Genomic DNA, 19,619 nt, shown 5'->3' on the forward strand with positions numbered 1-19,619 from the left:
GCGTAGGACTTCAGGCTCCTCTGCGGCAGCATCCTCTTGACCAGTCGGACGAACTTCACCGTGACCTCCGATTTTTCGTGGAACGGAACAGCGGTGGTAATGGGCCGGAAGGTACCGGCCTTCGGCGAGGGTAACCGCGCCGGTGGTTTCCCGGTCAAGCCAACGGCGCGCCCGTTGCCCGCCCGGTTCGAGGTTTCGGTTCGTGGTGTTCTGTACCAGGTCTGAACCATTGCCGCGAATGGGGCCACCGGGTAGGCTTTTCACCCGGTGAAAATCGGACATCGCGGTCTCGAACCCGGCCTCAGCCGCCGGTGCTTTCGCGGACCTTCAGGGCGAACGGGGTCTGGATGTACTGCCCGGGCGCCGAAGCCTCGCCGGCGATCCGGCGGCAGACGAGGTCGATGGCGGCTTCGGCCAGCGCGGTCTTGTCCGGGGCGATGGTGGTGAGCGTCGGGGTGCAGAACGCGCTTTCCTCGTTGTTGTCGAACCCGGCGATCGCGACGTCCTCCGGAATCCGCAGGCCGCATTCGGTGGCCGCCCGCAGCGCGCCGATCGCGAGGAGGTCGTTGAAGCAGAACACCGCGTCCGGCGGCGTGGGCAGGGCCAGCAGGGCCCGCATCGCGGCCGCGCCGTCGGCCCGGTGGTACTTCTCCGCCGGGGCGACCAGCTCGTCCTCATAGGACAGACCGCGCTCGGCGAGCGCCGCCCGGTACCCGGCCATCCGCTGGTCGCTGGTGCCGCGCGCCGCGTTGAGGCCGATCGCCGCGATGCGGCGGCGGCCGAGTCCGGCCAGATGGCGCACGGCGGTCCGCGCGGCGAGCACGTTGTCGATGGCCACGCGGTCGATCGGCACGTCGACCGCGTGCTCGCCCAGCATCACCAGCGGGATCCCGCCGGACGGGTCGGGGAAGTCCGCCGCCTCCAGTGCCTCCGGATGCACCAGCGCCCCGTCCACCAGATGCGGGCCGAGCGAGGCCAGGGTGTCGCGCTCCCGGTCGCGTGTCCCTTGTGTCTGTTCGATGAGGACGGCCCAGCCGCGCTTCTGCGCCGCGGTGAGGACCAGTCCGGCCAGTTCGCCGAAGTACGGGATGTTCAGTTCGGGCACCATCAGCGCCAGGAAGCCGGTACGGCCGCGGCGCAGGTTGCGGGCGCCGAGGTTCGGGCGGTAGCCGGTGGTGGCGAGCGCCTCCTCCACGCGCCTGCGGTTCTCCGGCTTGACGAAGGCGTAGCCGTTCACCACGTTGGACACGGTCTTCACCGACACCCCGGCGAGCCTCGCGACGTCTTTCAGGGTCACGGCCACGAGCGGTCCCTTCACCTCGAACTGCTCAGATCGTACCTTCGACCGGCGGCTTTACAACGTTGTTCCAACGATGTAAAACTGGTTTCAGCTTCCGAAGTGACCTGAGTCACTCCGGTGAGTGGGTCATCGACGTCGCTGCCCCGAGGAGTAGTCGTGCCCCTGTCCGTTCGTCGTCCCGGTCCCCGCGCCGCGCTGATCGCCGCGGCCTCGTCCGTACTCCTGCTCGCCGCGTGCACCAGCCGCGAGCAGTCCGCCACCCCGTCCACCGGAGGCGGCGGCCCGGCCGCCTCGGCGGCTTCCGTGGCTTCCGCCGCCCCCGCAGGCGACGCCTGCACGCTCAGCAGGACCGGTTATCCGAAGATCGATCCGAAGACCGCGATCATCGGTTTCTCCCAGTCCGAAAAGGAGGCGAACCCGTTCCGGATCGCCGAGACGCAGTCGATCCGCGACGAGGCCGCGGCGCTCGGCATCCCGGCGGACCATCTGCTGGTCACCAACGCCCAGAGCGATCTCAACAAGCAGATCGGCGACATCAAGTCGCTGCTGGACCGCGGTGCCCAGCTGCTCATCGTCGCGCCGCTGAACTCCGACGGCCTGCAGCCCGCACTCGATGCGGCGAAGGCGAAGAAGGTCCCCGTGGTCACGATCGACCGCAAGGTCACTTCGCAGCCGTGTACCGACTACCTGACCTTCATCGGCTCCGACTTCGTCCAGCAGGGCAGGCGGGCCGCCGCCGAGCTCGCCCGGGTCAGCGGCGGGACCGGCAAGGTCGCGATCCTGCTCGGCTCCTCGGGCAACAACGTCACCACCGACCGGACCCAGGGTTTCAAGGAAGAACTGGCGAAAACGCCGGGACTGAGCGTGGTCGCCGAGCAGACCGGCGAGTTCGACCGGTCCAAGGGGCAGGCCGTGATGGAACAGCTCATCCAGAGCCATCCCGATCTCACCGCGGTCTATGCGGAGAACGACGAAATGGGCGTCGGCGCGGTCAACGCGCTGCGCACCGCGGGCAAGACCCCGGGCAAGGACGTCAAGATCGTCTCGATCGACGGTACGCGCAACGCGGTCCAGCTCATCGCGGACGGCAGCTACAACGCCGTCATCGAGTCGAACCCGCGTTTCGGGCGGCTCGCCTTCCAGACGCTGCAGCAGTTCGCCGACGGCCGGCCGGTTCCCGCGAGCATCGTGATCAGTGACGATTCCTACGACGAGACCAATGCGGCGCAGAAGGCCGGGAACGCGTACTGATGACCGCCGCCACCGACACCGGTCCCGCCTCCGAAGGGCCCGCGATGACGACGAGACCGGTCCTCGAAGTCCGCGGCGTCACCAAGAGGTTCCCGGGAACACTCGCGCTCGACGACGTCGCCTTCACGCTCCGGCCCGGCGAAGTGCACGCGCTGGTGGGGGAGAACGGGGCCGGGAAGTCCACTTTGATCAAGGTGCTCACCGGGGTGCACCGCCCGGACGAGGGCGAAATCCGCTATCTCGGCGAGCCGGTCGCCTTCCGGCGGCCGGACGAGGCCCAGCGCGCCGGGATCTCGACCATCTACCAGGAGGTCAACCTCGTTCCGTTGATGAGCATCGCCGCGAACGTCTTCCTCGGGCGTGAACCCCGGACGAGGACCGGTCTCGTGGACCGGAAGGCGATGCAGGCCGCGGCCGCCGGACTGCTCGCCGGCTTCGGCATCACCGGCGACGTCCGCCGTCCGCTGCACTCGCTGGGTGTCGGCGCGCAGCAGATGGTGGCGCTGGCCCGTGCCGTCTCCACCGACGCCAGGGTCGTCATCATGGACGAGCCGACCTCGTCACTGGAACCGCGCGAAGCGGAGAAACTGTTCGAGGTACTGGACCGGCTGCACCGCCGGGGCATCGCCGTGGTGTACGTCAGCCACCGCATGGACGAGCTCTACCGGTTGTGCGACAGCGTGACCGTGCTGCGCGACGGCCGCGTCGTCCACAGTGGACCGCTGCCCGGCCTGCCGCGGATCGAACTGGTCTCGCTCATGCTGGGCCGGGAGCTCCGCCGGATTCGCGAGGAAGGGGGCACCGGTGACGGAAAGGCGCACGAGGTCGGCGGGGAACCGTTGCTGCGGGCCGAAAACCTGACCGGGATGCGCAGGCTGCGCGGTGTCTCGCTGAGCATCCGGCCCGGCGAGGTGGTGGGACTGGCGGGACTGCTCGGCTCGGGCCGGAGCGAGACGGCACGGGCGATCATCGGGGCCTTCCCGCTGGAAGACGGGACGGTGCTGCTCGCCGGGAGACCGGTGAAGCGCGGCCGGGTGGCGGCGGCCGTGCGCGCCGGAATCGGACTGCTGGCCGAAGACCGCAAGGCCGACGGGATCATCCCGCACCTGTCGGTCCGGGAGAACATCGTCCTGGCCGCACTGCCGCGGCTCTCCCGGTTCGGGCTGGTCAGCAGGTCCCGCCAGGACAGGATCGTGCGGATCTTCATGGACCGGCTGCGGATCAAGGCCGCGAGCCCGGAACAGAAGGCCGCCGAACTCTCCGGCGGCAACCAGCAGAAGGTCCTGCTCGCGCGGTGGCTGGCCACCGGGCCGAAGGTCCTGCTGCTGGACGAGCCGACGCGCGGGATCGACGTCGGCGCCAAGGCCGAGGTCCAGGCCCTGATCGGCGAACTCGCCGAGGAAGGACTCGGCGTGCTGCTGATCTCGTCGGAACTGGAGGAGCTGATCGACGGCGCGGACCGGGTGGTCGTGCTCGCCGACGGTGCGGTGGCGGGGGAGCTGACCGGGGAGGCGATCACCGAGGAGAACGTCCTGGCCGCCATCGCGGCCGAATCCGCGGGAGGGGGACACGATGGCCACGGCCACGTTCACCGCACCTGACCGCGTCCGGGTCACGGCCTGGCTTCAGCGGTACGGCGTCTACCTCGCCGTGGGCGTGCTGCTGCTGTTCAACGCCCTGTTCACGGCGAACTTCCTGTCCGCAGCCAACTTCCGCACCCAGCTGGTGCAGGCGGCGCCCGTGTGCATCGTCGCGCTCGGGATGGCGCTGGTCATCGGTACCGAGGGCATCGACCTGTCGGTCGGGTCGGTGATGGCGCTGACGGCCGCCCTCGTCCCGCTCTACCTCGGCGCCGGACCGGCGGCGGCGATCGCCGCCGCACTCGCCGCCGGTGTCCTTTCCGGACTGTTCAGTGGTTTCCTGGTCGCCTTCCTGGGCATCCAGCCGATCATCGCCACGCTCGCCCTGCTCGTCGGCGGGCGCGGGCTGGCACTGGTCCTCGCCCACGGGCAGCTGGTCGGGCTGCACAATCCCGCGTTCCTGGCGCTGGGCACCGGGGACGTCCTCGGCGTCCCCGTCATGGTGCTCGTCGCGGGCGTGCTGGCCGTGCTGGCCGGACTTCTGGTGCAGCGCACGGCTTTCGGCCGCAGGCTGGTCGCGATCGGCGGCAACCGGGCGGCCAGCGCCCTCGCCGGGCTCCCGGTCCGGCGCGTGCTGCTCACTGTGTACGCGCTTTCCGGCGGGCTGGCCGCCGTCGCCGGGGTGCTGGCGACCGCGCGGCTGGGCGCGGGCGACCCCAGTGACCTCGGGCAGCTGATGGAGCTGTCCGCGATCACCGCCGTCGTCGTCGGCGGCACCCCCCTGACCGGCGGACGGGTCCGGGTGCTCGGCACCGTCTTCGGCGCCCTGCTCATGCAACTGGTGCACGCCACGCTCATCAAGCACGATCTCCCGGACTCGGCGGCGCAGATGGCTCAGGCGGCCATCATCGTCGTCGCGGTCTACCTCGCCCGCGAACGGAGCGGCCGATGACCGCCACCGCCGCACCGACGGGCCCCAACACCACCCGCAACACCACCCGTAACGCCACCCGCAACACCACTGTCGCCGGACTGCTGCAGCGGCAGGGCGCCGCCGTGGTGCTCGTGCTCGGCGCCGTCGTCGCCTGGCTGTCCTTCCCGCATTTCGGGTCGGCCGACAACCTGCGCGATCTGGCGCTGCAGAGTTCGTTCCTCGCGATCATCGCGCTCGGCATGACCTTCGTGATCATCTCCGGCGGCATCGACCTGTCCGTCGGTTCGGTGTACGCGCTCGGCGGGGTGCTCGCCGCGTACGGCAGCCAGTACGGCACGATCGTGGCGATCGTCCTGCCGCTCGCGGTGTGCTCACTGATCGGCCTGGTCAACGGCCTGCTCATCGCGCGCACCGGGATGGCCCCGTTCATCGTGACGCTCGCGACGCTGCTGTTCGCCCGCGGCCTCCTGCTCGCCATCACCGGCGAGGGGGCCGACACCTACCGGGTCGAGGGCGGCTCCCCGTTTCTCCAGCTGGGACAGGGGAAACTGCTCGGCATCGGCGTTCCGGTGTATCTCGCGCTCGTCCTGTTCGGACTCGGCTCCGTCCTGTTGCGACGCGCCGCCTTCGGGCATTCCGTGTTCGCGATCGGTGGCGCCGAGCAGTCCGCGCTGCTCATGGGACTGCCCGTGGCGCGCACCAAGATCAAGCTGTACGTGCTCAGCGCCGCCCTCGCCTCCTTCGCGGGCGTGCTGACCGCGGCCTACCTGCGCTCCGGGGTCACCGTGATCGGGGTGGGCACCGAACTCGACGCGATTTCGGTGGTCGTCATCGGCGGGACGCTGCTCGTCGGCGGTGCCGGAACCATCGCAGGCACGCTCGTCGGCGTCCTGCTGCGGACCCTCATCCAGAACGTCATCAACCAGATCGGCACCCTCGACGCCAACTACCAGACCGTGGTGAGCGGGGCCTTCCTGCTCGTCGTGGTGGTGATCCAGCGTCTGCTCGCCCGCACCCGGGGGTAACCCCGCCCGTGGTGCCCTTCCTTGCCCGCATCACGTGGAGGAGGTCATTCATGTCCCGTGCCCGCTGGACGGCGATGCTGTTCGCCTTCGTCGTCGCGCTCCTCGGCTTCGCGGTCCCCGCCGCGCACGCCGGGGACACCCCGCAATGGCATCGGCTCACGCCGCCCCTGAGCACGCCCTGGACCGCCGACGTCTCGCCGTCGAACGCACTGCCCGAGTATCCGCGGCCACAGCTGACCCGGCAGAAATGGCAGAACCTCAACGGTGTCTGGGAATTCGCCAAGGCAGGGCCGGGGGATGCCGCGCCCGTCGGCCGCGCTCTCCCCGAACGCATCCTCGTGCCCTACCCGGTGGAATCCGCGCTGTCCGGGATCATGCGGCACGAGACGCAGATGTGGTACCGGCGGGGTTTCCAGGTACCCCGCGACTGGCGGATCGGCCGGGGGCAGCGGTTGCTCCTGCACTTCCAGGCCGTGGACTACGAGGCGACGGTCATCGTCAACGGCAGGACCGTCGCGCACCACACCGGTGGCTACGACTCGTTCACCGTCGACGTCACCGACGCGCTGACCACCGGCCGGGACCAGGAACTGATCGTCGGCGTCACCGATCCCAACGACCAGGGCGGGCAGCCCCTGGGCAAGCAGCGGTCGCCCGGTGACGGCATCTTCTACACCCCCACCTCGGGCATCTGGCAGACCGTGTGGATGGAGCCGGTCACACCCGCGCACATCGACCGGCTCGACATCGTGCCCGACGTCGCGAGCGGTTCCGTCACGGTGACCGCCCAGGTCGGCGGCCCCGTCCGCCAGCACGTCGAAGTCATCGCCCGTGACCACGGCACCGTCGTCGGCCACGCCGGCGGGGACGCGAACCAGCCGCTGAAACTGGGCATCCGCAATCCGCACCTGTGGTCGCCGGACGACCCGTTCCTGTACGACCTCCAGGTCCGGCTCTCCGGCGGGGACGAGGCCGGGTCCTACTTCGGCCTGCGCTCGATCGGGGTGGGCAGGACCGCCGACGGCCGGGAACGGATGCTGCTCAACGGGAAGTTCGTGATGCAGATCGGCCCGCTGGACCAGGGGTTCTGGCCCGACGGCATCTACACCGCGCCCACCGACGCGGCGCTGAAGTCCGACCTCGAGCAGGAGAAGGCGCTCGGGTTCAACATGGTGCGCAAGCACATCAAGGTCGAACCCGACCGCTGGTACTACTACGCGGACAAGCTCGGCCTGATGGTGTGGCAGGACATGCCCGCGATGAAGGACGACGTCGAGCCCGGCCCGGCGGCCAGGGTGAACTTCGAGTCCGAACTGCACCGGATGATCGACCAGCACCGCAGCTTCCCGTCGATCGTCACCTGGGTGCCGTTCAACGAGGGCTGGGGCGACTACGAGGTCGGCCGGATCGCCGACGAGGTCAAAGCCTGGGACCCGAGCAGGCTGGTGGACGCGGAGTCGGGGGTGAACTGCTGCCGGTCCGAACCGGACAGCGGCCGGGGCGACCTCTACGACGACCACACCTACACCGGCCCCGGCTCTCCCGTGCAGTCGGGAACGCGGGCCGCGGTCGACGGTGAGTACGGCGGGCTGGGGCTCAAAGTGGACGGTCACCAGTTCGACCCGTCGGGCAGTTTCGCCTACGAGATGGAGCCGGACAGCGCGACGCTGACCCGCCGTTACGCGGAACTCCAGCAACGGCTGAAGCTGGTCGCGCAGCGGTGCGGGGTGTCCGCCGGGGTCTACACGCAGACCACCGACGTCGAAAAGGAGGTCAACGGGTTCCTCACCTACGACCGGCAGGTGAAGAAGATGGACTTCGCGGCGGTACGGGCGGCGAACCTGGACGTGATCAACGGCGTCACGGGTGCGGCCCACGCCGGGCCCGTGGTGGCTTCCGGCACGCCGGGCATCGACGGCATCGCCGCGTATCCGTTCGACGAGAACGCGGGCACGGTCGCCAAGGACGTCGTCGGCGGCCACGACGCGACGCTCGTCGGCGGTGCGTCGTGGACGGCGGGGGAGAGCGGATCGGCGCTGGCCACCAACGGTTCCGGCCAGTTCGCCGACACCGGTGCGGCCCTGCTCGACACCGAGGGCAGCTACAGCGTGGCGGCCTGGGTGAAGTTCACCGCGCCCGGCGACGGGTTCCAGACCGTGGTGAGCCAGGACGGCGGGGACCACAGCGCGTTCTACCTGCAGTACTCGGGCGCCGACCACCGGCTGGCGTTCAGCGTCGTGGGTGCCAGGGCCCTGGCCCCGGCGGCGCCGGAGGCGAACCGGTGGTACCACCTCGTCGGCGTCCGTGACGCGGTTTCGGGCACGCTGAAGCTCTACGTCGACGGCCAGTTGGCGGCGACGAGGTCCGTGTGCCTCGGTGAGGCGGCGACCGGGCACACCGTGATCGGCCGCGGCCAGTACGGGGGCAACCCGGTCGACTACGTCGACGGCGCGGTGGACCAGGTGCACCTCTACGACCGGGCCCTGTCCGACGCCGAGGTGTCCACTCTGTACTCCAGCGGCAGGTGAGCCGCGGCAGGGCCGTGAGGGATGCCCTCACGGCCCTGCCGCTGTGCTTGTTTTCGGTTGTGTCCCACGTTCGGCGGGTCGGGCTGGTGGCCCGGGCTTGACCTGGAGCGCGCTCCAGCAGCTACGGTGGCCGAGAAGAACCAGCCACGCGTGAGGAATCATTTCATGGAGCTCGGCTTCCACATTCCCGTTTTCGACATCGAGGGCGGTACCGCCGCCATCGCCGGTGAACTCGCCAGGGTCGGCGCCGCGGCGGAGGAGTCCGGGGCGACCTGGTTGTCGTTCATGGACCACTACTTCCAGATCGAGCCGACCGGGTTTCCCGCGGAGGCGAACATGCTGGAGGGGTACACCACCCTCGGCTACCTCGCCGCGCACACCTCCAAAATCGACCTCAGCCTCCTCGTCTCGGGGGTGACCTACCGGCACCCCGGTCTGCTCGCCAAGATCGTCACCACGCTCGACGTGCTGTCCGGTGGGCGGGCCGTGCTCGGCCTCGGCGCCGCGTGGTACGAGCGCGAGCACCATGGGCTCGGCGTGCCGTACCCCCCGCTGGCCGAACGATTCGAGCGCCTGGAGGAGACGCTGCGCATCTGCGCGCAGATGTGGGATCCGGAAAACAACGGCCCGTTTGAGGGCAAGCACTACCGGTTGGCCGAGACGCTGTGCTCGCCGCAGCCGATCAGGCGGCCCAGGGTGCTCATCGGCGGGGGCGGGGAGAAGAAGACGCTGCGGCTGGTCGCCCGCTACGGCGACGCGTGCAACCTCTTCGCCACCTCGCCCGCGGACGTCGAGCACAAACTCGGCGTGCTGCGGCGGCACTGCGACGAGGTGGGCCGGGACTACGACGAGATCCGCAAGACCATCACGCCCAACAACCCCCGGCCGACCCCGGACAAGCGGGACGAGTTCGTCCGCGGCATGGCCGACTACGCCAAGCTCGGCGTGCATGCCGTGATGGTCACCCCGATCACCCGTACTCCGGCGGCCTGGATCGAGGAAATGGCACCGGCCGTCCCGCAACTCGCCGAACTCGGGTAGCGCTCCGTCTGCAGGGTGGCTCGGTGGCGGTTTTTCAGCCGCGGCCCGCCAGGCTCGCGGGCCATTGCCGGAGTGCCAAGACGACGTGCTTGGCGCCCTCGGCGTTGGCCTGCCGCAGGGTTTCACGCAGGTCTGGTGCCTACTCGGCCAGAACGTCGAGAGTTCTTCTACCGGGGACTCCACGCCCATCCTCATGCCGACCAGACCAGGCCAGTGCAACTCAGTGAAGAATGTTCGAATTCGTGTTCGAAGTATCCCTGATCGTGTGATGCTGTTGGCGGTGTGTCCTCGATAGAATCGTGACGTGACCGAGAACTGGGGGTTTTCCGGGCCCGATCCGGAACTGTACGAGCGTATCGCCGCGTTGGAGCGGGATGAGGTGTTGTCGCTGATCGTGGCGGCTGAGGCGTGTTCGAATGCGTGTCAGGCGGTGAAACTGGCCGCGGTGGCGGCGTTGGGGGATGCGGATTCGGTGGCGAAGGAGGTCGCTCTCGAATTGCATTATGGTGCGCGCCAGGCGGAGGGGCAGGTGTCATTGGCCCGGGATTTGGCACAACGGTTGCCTTCGACGTTTGAGGTGATGAGGCGGGGTGTGCTGGATCCGTATCGGGCGTCGAAGGTGGCCGATCAGACCTCGGTCCTGACCGATGAGCAGGCGCGGGAGGTCGATGCGCGGGTGGCGGGGAAGATCACCACGCGGGATGCGACGTCGGTGCGGCGCTTGGTGAACAGGACTGTCGCCCGGGTCGATCCGGACGGGTACACGCGGCGGTGTGAGGAGCGCAAGCGGTCCCGCAGTGTTCAGTTGTGCCACGAGGACGAGGGCATGGCGACGCTGTACGCCTATCTTCCGGCGGAGATCGCCGCGACGATCTATGGGCGGGTGGATCGTGTCGCCCGGGGGCTGCGGAGCAGGGGAGAGGAGCGCACCCTGGACGAGCTTCGGGCGGACGTGTTCTCCGATCTGTGTCTGGGTGTTGCTGGTGAGGTGGAGCGGCCGCGGGGGGAAGTGTTTGTGTATCTGGATTTCCTGACCTGGACCGGGTTGCGTAACGAGCCTGCCGAGCTCGCCGGGCACGGCCCGATTCCCGCCCAACTGGCGCGGGAGATCGCCGCGAATGCGACGATCCGGCGGGTCATCACCGATCCGATGACCGGCACACCGATCGAGGTGGGACGTCATCGCTACCGGCCACCCATCGCCACCAAAGAACTGGTCCAGGTGCGAGACAGGGAGTGTCGGGTGCCGGGGTGTCATCGTCCGGTCCAGGCCTGCGACCTGGATCATGTCGAGCCCTGGGCCCAGGGCGGCGGCACCGACAGCGCCAATCTTTGCGGGCTGTGCCGCCGAGACCATCGCCTCAAGGACGAACCCGGCTGGCACCACCACATGACCGCCACCGGGACGCTGGAGATCACCTCCCCGGCCGGTCGCACCTACCGCAGCGAACCCGAACCCCTCACCAACGCCGCCTGAGTCCGCGGCGAGTGGCCGGGCGTGGCGCGGGGTGGGTAGTGTGGGGCGCGTGTCGAGTCCAGAGGCATCCAGGGTGGGGGCTTTCGGTCACCCCGTCAGCCCCCCGAACCACCGAATCACCGGATCACCGAACCGCCGGTAACCACCGGCCCCGTCTGCCACCTGCCCTGGTGGACGACGGGAGTGGCGGGGCGCTGAGAGGGGTGACGAGACGTCTCAACCGTTCTCTCCTCACCTCGGAGTCGTTCGATGCCTTTTTCGCTGTTCCTGCTTGCCATGGCGGTGTTCGCCATGGGCACTTCGGAGTTCATGCTCGCCGGCCTGCTGCCGGACATCGCCGCGGACCTCGGCGTCCCGATCGCCACGGCGGGGCTGCTGGTGCCTGCCTTCGCCCTCGGCATGATCGTGGGCGCCCCGCTCATGGCGACGCTCGCGCGTCCGTGGCCGCGGCGGTCCGGCCTGGTGGGTTTCCTGGTCCTGTTCCTGGGCGCCCACGCCGTCGGTGCGAGCACCGGAACCTTCAGCGTGCTGTTCACCACCCGGGTGGTCGCGGCGCTCGCCTACGCCGGGTTCCTCGCCCTCGCCCTCACCGCCGCCGCCGACCTCGTTCCCGCGCACCGCAAGGGCCGCGCACTGGCGGTCCTGCTGGGCGGTACCACGGCCGCCGTGATCGCCGGGGTCCCGGCCGGTGCGCTGCTGGGGACGCTGCTCGACTGGCGTGCCACGTTCGGGGTGGTCGCGCTCCTGTGCCTGCCCTGCGTTTTCGGTGTGATGAAAGGGATTCCCGCCACGGCGGGCCTGCCCGGGGCGGGAATCCCGGATCTGCGCCGGGAACTGGGCGCGCTCCGGCGACCGCGGCTGATCCTGGTTCTGCTGCTCGGCGCGCTGGTCAACGCCGCCACCTTCGGCACCTTCACATTCCTGGCGCCGATCGTGACCGGGGTGGCCCTGCTCGGTCCACTGTGGATACCGGTGGTGCTGGTGCTGTTCGGCCTGGGATCCTTCGCCGGTGTCACCGCCGCCGGCCGGGCTTCCGACCGGCGTCCCGGCCTCGTGCTCGCGGTGGGGGGACCGTTGCTGCTCACGGGCTGGATCGTCCTCGGCTTCGCCGCCGCCGAACCAGGGGCCTTGCTGGTGCTGTCCTTCTCCCAGGGCGCGCTGTCCTTCGCTGTGGGCAGCACGCTGATCACCCGAGCGCTCTACGAGGCCGCGGAGGCGCCCACCATGGCGGGCTCGTACGCCACGGCCGCGCTCAACGTCGGAGCCGCCGCGGGGCCGGTCCTGGCCGCGGCGACACTGGGGACCGGGCTGGCCCAGCGAGGGCCTGTGTGGGCCAGCGCCCTTCTCGTCGCGGGCGCGCTGTTCCTGACGCTCCTGCTTCGGCGCGAGCCCCCGTTTGGCCTCGCCCAGGACGGGTAGGTCCCCCTTCGATGCGAGACGGGGCGGCCCGCGAAGGACCGCCGGGGACCGGGAGCGAGACCGGTCCCCGGCTGACGCGGGCGGACCACCGGCTGCTGGCACTGTGCGTACTCGCCGTGCTCGCCGCGTACGCGGTGCGAGCCGCCGGGCTCGTCGAAGTGGTGGTGTTCCTGCTCAGTGCGGTGGCGCTGGCCCTGCTCGCGCGGCTGGTGGGACGCGGGGTCGAGGCGCTGGGCGACCGGCTCGGCGCGACACTGACCGGAGTCGTGCAGAGCGCGCTCGGTAACCTTCCCGAGCTGTTCGTGGGGATTTTCGCGCTGCGTGCCGGGCTGATCGGCGTGGTGTAGGCGGCGATCGTCGGCTCGATCCTGGCGAACGTGCTGCTCGTGCTGGGGCTGGCCTTCACGGTCGGCGCTCTGCGCCGCGGGCCGCTGAAATTCGCCACGGGACCGGCACGCATGCTGAGCCTGATGCTCGTGCTGTCGGTCGCGGCGATGCTGGTGCCCGCGCTCACCGCACTGCTGCACACCCCCGCGCTCGGTCACGAGGCGATGCTTTCCCGGATCGTCTCGGTGATCCTGCTCGTGCTGTTCGGGCTGTCGCTGGCCACCCCGGCCCTGCGGGAGCCCTCCGGTGCGGAGCAGGCCAGGGCCCGGCCCCCGGAATGGCCGCTGCCGGTCGGGCTCGGCGTGCTGGCCGTGGCCGGCGCCGGTGCCGCACTCGTCTCGGACTGGTTCGTCGAGGGGCTGCAGCCCGCGATGGACTCGCTGCACATCTCGCAGGCCTTCGCCGGACTGGTGATCGTCGCGATCGCGGGCAACGCGGTGGAGAACGTGGTGGGCATCCGGCTCGCGGCCGCGGGCCGGGCCGAATACGCGCTGTCGGTGATCCTGCAGAGCCCACTGCAGATCGCGCTGGTCCTCGCACCGGTGCTGGTGCTCGTCGCACCCCTGCTCGGCGCGGCGGCGTTCACCCTGGTCCTGCCGCCGCTGCTGATCGCCGCGCTCGTGCTCGCCGTGGTGATCACCGTGCTGGTCGTGCTCGACGGCGAGGGCACGTGGTTCGAGGGGCTGGCGCTGGTTTCGCTCTACGCCATCATCGCGACCGCCTTCTGGTGGGGCTGAGGCGGCGGTTATGAACGCGCGGCGAGCGGGTATGCCGTACCGGACGACGCAGGAAGGAGGGCAGACATGGCGAAGACCCGGCAGGGGAAACAGACGCTCACGGAGTCCGAACTCGAGGACATGAAGGTGGACGAACTCCGGGCCAGGGCACGGGAGCTCGGGCTGAGCGGCACCTCGCACATGCACAAGGGTGACCTGGTGAAGGCCCTCGCCGAGGCGGGTGGCCGGGAAACGCAGGGAGCCCCCACACCGCGCAGCGAGGGCAGCCACGGCGGTGGCGCGCAGCCGGGCTCGAAGGAGACGAAATCGGTCAAGTACGCGCAGGAGATCTCCTCCCCGGAGGAGGAGCCCGAACGCGAGGGCCGCAGCCTGGTCACCACCAGCCACGACGTCATCCGCGGGTGGGCCGAGCGCCGGGACGCGCAGCCCGCCACGGTGCCGGGCACCGAGCACGGCGGCAGGCCGGGGGTGCTGCGGTTCGACTTTCCCGGCTACGGCGGGAAGGACCTGCGGCACATCGACTGGGACGAGTGGTTCGAGACCTTCGATCAGCGGGGCCTGAACTTCATCTACCAGGAGGAGCGCACCGACGGCACGCAGAGCAACTTCTTCCGCCTGGAGAACCCGGACCGCGAGGACGCCTAGGTGGACCGGACGCGCGGCCGGACGTCCGAAGTGGACGCCCGGCCGCGCCTTGGCGTCAGGCTCGGTGGCCCGGTTCGAGATCGCGGACGTCCTGGAACGTCAACAGCCCGTCGCCCCGATGCCCCAGTTGCACCGAGGTGGGGCGCAGCAGGAATCCCACGTGGTCGCCGGTGTCGTACCGTTCGAGGACGTGCCCGACGAACAGCGCGGCCACCTCGTCCAGCATCGGCACCCCGGCCGGGCCGGGACGCCACGAGCACTGCGCGAACTTGTCCGTGTCGTGCCCGGTCCGCCCGCCGAACAGTTCCGCCAGCGCGGCGGCGTCCCGGTCGAGCACGTGCACGGCGAGAACCGGCGCGTCGCGGGCGATCCGGTAGGTGCGGTTGTTCTTCGACAGCCACACCATGAAACGGGGCGGGGCGATGCTGCACTGCGTGGCGAAGCCGACCAGGCATCCCGCCGGGCCCGCGTCACCGGTCGCGGTGACCACGAACATCGGGTAGTCCAGGCTCCCGGCCAGGGTGTTGAAGTCCTCTTCGGTGGTGTCGGGCATGACCGGGAGGTACCCGCGCGCCAGGGGAAAACGCGCCGGGCCGCCGGATTCCCCCGGCGGCCCGGCGTTTCCGGTTGTTTCCGGTCAGGATGCCAGCAGCGAGGCGACGGCGGTGACCACGGCGAGCGCGACGCTCAGCCCGCCCCAGGCCAGTCCCGTGCGCTGCCACGGGCGGCCGGCGTCGAGCGAGTACCGGCCGGGACCGGTGAAGGCGAGGGCCAGCGCGAGTCCGCCGACCACGATCGGGAAGCCCGAGGTGCTCAGGGGCGCGCTCGACACCGCGCTGAACGCGTTGATCATCACGCCCATCGCCATCGCGGCGCCGAGGGGGGTGAGCAGCCCGAACATCAGCAGCAGCCCGCCGATGAGCTCACTGGCCCCGCCGAGGACCGCGAAGAACAGCGCGGGGTGGTAGCCCATCTGCGCGAACGCGGCCTCGGTGCCGGACAGACCGCTGCCCCCGAACGCGCCGAAGAGCTTCTGCGCGCCGAACACGGCGAGCACCCCGAACGGGATGACGCGGGCCAGCAGCAGGCCCAGATCGAGCGGGCTGGGAACGGTCCGGGTGGCGGGGCGGGTAGCCGTGCCGGAGGTGGCCGTCGACATGATTCTCCTTCTTCTTCATGGGTATTGCGGTGGCGGGAACTCAGGACGCGGGAAGTGCTTCGAAGGCCGCGTCCACGATGCGGGGCCGGATTTCGGGCTGGTGGCCGGTGATGACGGGAAAGCCCTTTCCCTACGGCGCCGACCACCGGAATCGGATGCCGGGGTTGCGCAGGTTCCGCCCGTCGGCCAGGAACAGGTGCGGGCTGCCCTGGACCGAAGGGGAGGCCGACAGCTCGAACTGGTCGTGGACGCGTTCGCGGTGCGTGCCCTGGCGCAGCGCGGCGTCCAGCCGGTCTTCCGGTGCCGCGTGGAACAGGGGTTCTTCCGGCATGAGAGTCTCCAGGTTTTCCGGTGAGGTCAGCCCAGCAGCCGGGTGTGGATGGCGCCGGCGAGTTCGCCCACCCCGTGCTCCTTGAGCACGCCGTAGTGGTCGCCGGTCAGCTCGACCACCGCGGCGGGAGCGGCGGAGTAGCCGGACCTGCCTTCGATGAACGAGTAGTCGTCGCCGGTGGCCTTGAAGATCGTGACCGGGGCGTTCAGGCGCCGCCGCACCAGTTCACGGAAGCTGTATTCGAACTCGTAGGTCTGGCCCACGATTCGCGTGATCCGCCGGATCATCTGCTCGTCCAGCGCGGGGTTGTGCTCGTGGACGAAGGCGGTGAAGGTGTCCTCGTCGGTCACCTCGGCCAGGCAGCGTGCCACCTCCGGCCCGGCGATCGTCCCGGTGAAGACGGACAACAGGATGGTCAGGTACCCCGGGTTGGCGAAGGACGCCGTCCGGTCGTGATCGGAACCGGTGCCGTGGACCTTCGGGTTGCCAGGGCAGATCAGCAGGAGGTGCTCGACGCGCTCACCCAGCTGTTCCAGCTGCCAGGCGGCTTCGAAGGCGACCCTGGCCCCGAAGGAGTAGCCCCACAGCCGGTAGGGGCCGGACGGCTGGATCCGCCGGATCTCGCCCACGTCGGCGGCGGCCATGTCCCGGATCGTGGCGTAGGGCTCTTCCCCGGGGTTGATGCCGCGTGCCTGCACGCCGTAGAACGGGCCGCCCAGTGCGGTGGCGGCGGCGAGCCCGCGCAGGTTCATCGGGTAGCCGCCGAGGCCGGGCCAGCAGAACACCGGCGTCCCGGGCTCGCCCGCCCCGTGCAGCGGCACCAGCCGTGAGGAGGCTTCCGCCGCCCCGCGCCCGATCCGGTCCGCGAGATCGGCCAGCTTCGGGTGTTCGAAGAGCACCTGCAGTGGCAGCCGTGTGCCGAAGGCCTCGTTGATCCGGTTCACCAGCATGACCGCGATGAGGGAGTTGCCGCCGGAGGCGAAGAAGTCGTCCTCTGTGGACACCTGGTCGTACTTCAGCGCGGCGCCCCACAGCCCGGCGAGCCGTCGTTCGGTTCCGGTGGACGGGGCGACGTGGGGAGTGTCCGTGCGGGCCGAGCGCACCAGGGGGGAGGCGGCCAGCGCGGTGCGGTCGACCTTGCCGTTCGCGCTCAGGGGAAGCTCGTCGAGCACCAGCACCTGGTTGGGGATCATGTAGTCGGGCAGCAGCCGCGCCAGGTCGTCGCGGATCAGCTCCGCCGGGCCCTGCATGTGCACCGCGTCCTCGCGCATGCCCTCGCTGCGGATCTGTTCGTCGCTGACCCGCCCGCCGAGGAAGAAGTACGACGCGCCAGGGGTGATCCCGGCGCCGGAGAGGATCGCGTCGAGCCGCCGAGCGGCGGGCAGCGGATGACCGGTCTTGGAACTGTAGCCCGAGGACATGAAACCCAGCCCCAGGCCGTTGCGCTGGAGGTGGTGCAGTTTCGCGCCGAGGCAGAGGTAGTCCAGCCAGGGCTCGGTGGCGCGGCCGACCGCCGCGATGCCGAAGCTCGCCCGGTCGTACACGCGCTGGTTGATGGCGATCACGTCCCGCCGCCGCACGACCTCGTCCGCGACGCGGACGAAGTCTCCTTCCGCCCAGCGGTACAGGCCCGCGGGCAGTCCGGCCACCCGGCCGGGGTGGGCCTGCACGTAGAGTTCCGCCGGGTCGTGGCGCGGGGCGTCCGTGCCGGGGCGGATCGCGAACGTGCCGAGGTAGTGGTCCTCGGCGGCGATCTCCAGACTGTCCTTTTCGGACGGGAAATGGCCCTGGGGAACGATTTCGAGCCCGTACTCGGGCAGGATCTCCTCGAACACCCCGAGCATGTGCCCGGCTTCGAACTCCAGCACCTCGACGATGTTGTTCTTGTACACCGGTTCGATCGCCGAGTGCCTGCCCGCGAAGTGGACCGACAGTTTCGCGCCCGGACCCGCTTGCCGCTCCGCGATGCGCACCAGGCCGTGGTCGACCGGGTGGTAATAGTAGATACCCGGCGCGAGGCCCGCCACGCCCGAGACCTCGAGGTACAACTGGGTCGCGTAAAGGGCGCCGGGGGAGGCGTAGGCGTACTTCGGCAACAGCCGCTGCTCGCTGTGGAACTGCCCGAACCAGCGCAGGATCTCTCCGAGCCCGGTGAACGTCAGCTCTTCCAGCGCGCGGGATCGCCCGCGCCCGGGCCGGTGCCCGAGCAGGGCCCGCAGATCGTCCACAGTGACCTCGCCGCCCTCGTAGAACCGGTAGGTCTTGCGGGCGAAGGTTTCGCGGCGCTGGCGCCCGGTCTCCTGCCGTCCCGGCAGCGGCAGCACCGGTTTCCCGTCGAGCTGCGCGGCGTCGCGGACACCCGGATTGGACAGCTGCGCCTTGACCTGGAGCTTGCTCTGCTTGGACTGGTGGTGCGCGCCGTGGCTGCCCTGGTCCATCAGGGCCGCTTCCTTCGGGTTCAGTTCGACGCAGGCCACCAGGTTGTCGAAGCCGGTGCGAGTGTCGCCGGTGACGAGCACCGCCGCCCGCTTGACCCAGGTGTGCTCCTCGATGGCCAGCCCGATTTCGTCGAGTTCGACGCGGTAGCCGCGCAGCTTGACCTGGTTGTCCGCCCGGCCGGCGAACTGGATGCTGCCGTCCGGGTTCCAGTGGGCGAGGTCCCCGGTGCGGTAGAGCCGGTCGGTGGGCACGAACGGCGAGCGGACGAAGCGCTCCGCGGTCTGCTCGGGCCGGCCGAGGTAGCCCCGGGCCAGTTGCGTACCGCCGATGTAGAGCTCGCCGATCTCGCCGATGTCCGCGGGCGAGAGCTCGTCGTCCAGGATGAAGCACTGGGTGTTGTCCACCGGTACCCCGATCGGGATCGACCCGGCACCGTCCTCGATGGCTTCGGGATCGACCTGGTAGGCGGTGGCGTTGATGGTGCACTCGGTCGGTCCGTAGAGGTTGATCAGCGAGGCCCGGGGCATCTCGGTGACGAACTGCCGCGCCAGCGGGCGGGAAAGGGCTTCGCCACCGGAGAAGACACGGCGCAGCGTGGTGCAGGTGCCGAGCTTTTCGGTGTCCAGCAGCGCCTGCAGCAGCGTCGGTACGCACTGGAGCGTGGTGACGCCGTGGCGGGCGATGGCTTCGACGAGAGCATCCGGGTCCCGGTAGATGCCGGGGGCACCCATGACGACGTGGGCGCCGAAGGCGGGTGCGAGGATCTCCCACTGCGCCGCGTCGAAGCTCATCGGGGTCTTCTGCAGGATCACGGTGTCAGTGCCCAGATGCCCCACCGTGTGCAGCCAGCGCAGCTGCGAAACGATGCTGCGGTGCTCGATCATCACGCCCTTGGGGCGGCCGGTGCTGCCGGAGGTGTAGATGACGTAGGCGAGATCCTCCGCCGACGGGGCCGCGCTCACGGCCGGTTCGCACCCCTGTGCGTCGGCCGGCGTCACGATGCGCGTCCCGGGCGCGGCGATCGCGGCCAGCCTGCCGGTGAGATGGGGCTGGGTGACCACGGTGGTGGTGCCGCTGTCTTCGAGCATGTACCGGAGGCGCTCTTCGGGATAGTCGGGCGAAAGCGGCAGATACGCGGCCCCGGCGGAGAGGATTCCCCACACACCGGTCATCGTCTCCGGCGACGGTTCGACGTAGAGGCCGACGCATTCGCCGGTCGTCACGCCGCGCTCGCGCAGGAAGGCGCCGAGCCGGAGCGCGGACCGTTCGAGTTCGGCGTAGCTCAGGCGCGTTTCACCGCAGGTGAGCGCCAGGGCGCCGGGCTGCGCCAGTACCTGGCGCCGGAGCAGGTCGGGCAGGGCGGTGC

16 protein-coding genes are annotated in these 19,619 nt (G+C 70.1%); 11 read left to right on the plus strand and 5 right to left on the minus strand.

The window, feature by feature from the left end; all coding sequences use genetic code 11:
• Nucleotides 1-301: 301 nt before the first annotated feature.
• On the minus strand, nt 302-1,303 hold the full coding sequence (locus tag FNH05_RS11290; RefSeq protein ID WP_144587315.1) for a LacI family DNA-binding transcriptional regulator: 1,002 nt from the start codon (nt 1,301-1,303) through the stop codon (nt 302-304).
• A gap of 159 nt (nt 1,304-1,462) precedes the next feature.
• On the opposite strand from FNH05_RS11290, the gene FNH05_RS11295 reads away from it, so the two are divergent.
• The 11 genes from FNH05_RS11295 to FNH05_RS11340 all read left to right on the plus strand — a co-directional run bounded on the left by FNH05_RS11295 (nt 1,463) and on the right by FNH05_RS11340 (nt 14,324).
• Entirely contained in the window at nt 1,463-2,551 is a 1,089-nt protein-coding gene (locus tag FNH05_RS11295) for an ABC transporter substrate-binding protein (protein ID WP_144587316.1), read from the plus strand.
• A complete protein-coding gene (locus FNH05_RS11300) occupies nt 2,551-4,152 on the plus strand; it encodes a sugar ABC transporter ATP-binding protein (protein WP_144587304.1) in 1,602 nt (533 codons plus the stop codon). Before FNH05_RS11295 ends, FNH05_RS11300 begins: the two co-directional genes overlap by 1 nt.
• The gene (locus FNH05_RS11305) at nt 4,124-5,083 is read left to right on the plus strand and encodes an ABC transporter permease (protein ID WP_144587305.1); all 960 of its coding nucleotides are present in this window, start codon (nt 4,124-4,126) and stop codon (nt 5,081-5,083) included. Before FNH05_RS11300 ends, FNH05_RS11305 begins: the two co-directional genes overlap by 29 nt.
• A complete protein-coding gene (locus FNH05_RS11310; protein WP_144587306.1) occupies nt 5,080-6,090 on the plus strand; it encodes an ABC transporter permease in 1,011 nt (336 codons plus the stop codon). Before FNH05_RS11305 ends, FNH05_RS11310 begins: the two co-directional genes overlap by 4 nt.
• A 50-nt stretch (nt 6,091-6,140) precedes the next feature.
• The gene (locus tag FNH05_RS11315; RefSeq protein ID WP_144587307.1) at nt 6,141-8,618 is read left to right on the plus strand and encodes a LamG-like jellyroll fold domain-containing protein; all 2,478 of its coding nucleotides are present in this window, start codon (nt 6,141-6,143) and stop codon (nt 8,616-8,618) included.
• A 165-nt stretch (nt 8,619-8,783) separates the two neighbouring features.
• Nucleotides 8,784-9,659 (plus strand): LLM class F420-dependent oxidoreductase, encoded by an 876-nt coding sequence (locus tag FNH05_RS11320; protein WP_144587308.1) that lies wholly within the window; start codon nt 8,784-8,786, stop codon nt 9,657-9,659.
• Nucleotides 9,660-9,963: 304 nt separating this feature from the next.
• Nucleotides 9,964-11,136 carry an HNH endonuclease signature motif containing protein gene (locus FNH05_RS11325; protein WP_246127663.1) on the plus strand — a complete coding sequence of 391 codons (1,173 nt, stop codon included), beginning with the start codon at nt 9,964-9,966 and terminating at the stop codon, nt 11,134-11,136.
• Nucleotides 11,137-11,385: 249 nt separating this feature from the next.
• Nucleotides 11,386-12,555 carry a Cmx/CmrA family chloramphenicol efflux MFS transporter gene (locus FNH05_RS11330; RefSeq protein ID WP_144587309.1) on the plus strand — a complete coding sequence of 390 codons (1,170 nt, stop codon included), beginning with the start codon at nt 11,386-11,388 and terminating at the stop codon, nt 12,553-12,555.
• Between the two features lie 11 nt (nt 12,556-12,566).
• Entirely contained in the window at nt 12,567-12,902 is a 336-nt protein-coding gene (locus FNH05_RS38815; RefSeq protein WP_222426580.1) for a hypothetical protein, read from the plus strand.
• Nucleotides 12,903-12,908: 6 nt separating this feature from the next.
• Nucleotides 12,909-13,679 carry a calcium:cation antiporter gene (locus FNH05_RS11335; protein ID WP_342781546.1) on the plus strand — a complete coding sequence of 257 codons (771 nt, stop codon included), beginning with the start codon at nt 12,909-12,911 and terminating at the stop codon, nt 13,677-13,679.
• A gap of 66 nt (nt 13,680-13,745) precedes the next feature.
• Complete coding sequence (locus FNH05_RS11340; protein ID WP_144587310.1) at nt 13,746-14,324, plus strand: Rho termination factor N-terminal domain-containing protein; 579 nt, start codon at nt 13,746-13,748, stop codon at nt 14,322-14,324.
• 55 nt (nt 14,325-14,379) lie between these two features.
• Here FNH05_RS11340 and FNH05_RS11345 read toward each other — a convergent pair whose 3' ends face one another.
• The 4 genes from FNH05_RS11345 to FNH05_RS11360 form a co-directional block, all read right to left on the minus strand.
• Nucleotides 14,380-14,877, minus strand: coding sequence for a flavin reductase family protein (locus FNH05_RS11345; RefSeq protein WP_144587311.1), 498 nt, complete (start codon nt 14,875-14,877; stop codon nt 14,380-14,382).
• 84 nt (nt 14,878-14,961) lie between these two features.
• Entirely contained in the window at nt 14,962-15,483 is a 522-nt protein-coding gene (locus FNH05_RS11350; protein ID WP_144587312.1) for a DoxX family protein, read from the minus strand.
• A gap of 130 nt (nt 15,484-15,613) precedes the next feature.
• On the minus strand, nt 15,614-15,814 hold the full coding sequence (locus FNH05_RS11355; RefSeq protein WP_144587313.1) for a hypothetical protein: 201 nt from the start codon (nt 15,812-15,814) through the stop codon (nt 15,614-15,616).
• A gap of 26 nt (nt 15,815-15,840) precedes the next feature.
• The coding region (locus tag FNH05_RS11360; protein ID WP_144587314.1) for a non-ribosomal peptide synthetase family protein at nt 15,841-19,619 on the minus strand (3,779 nt) is incomplete at its 5' end.

This window comes from Amycolatopsis rhizosphaerae (genome assembly GCF_007713715.1).
In the GTDB taxonomy this organism is placed as follows: domain Bacteria; phylum Actinomycetota; class Actinomycetes; order Mycobacteriales; family Pseudonocardiaceae; genus Amycolatopsis_E; species Amycolatopsis_E rhizosphaerae.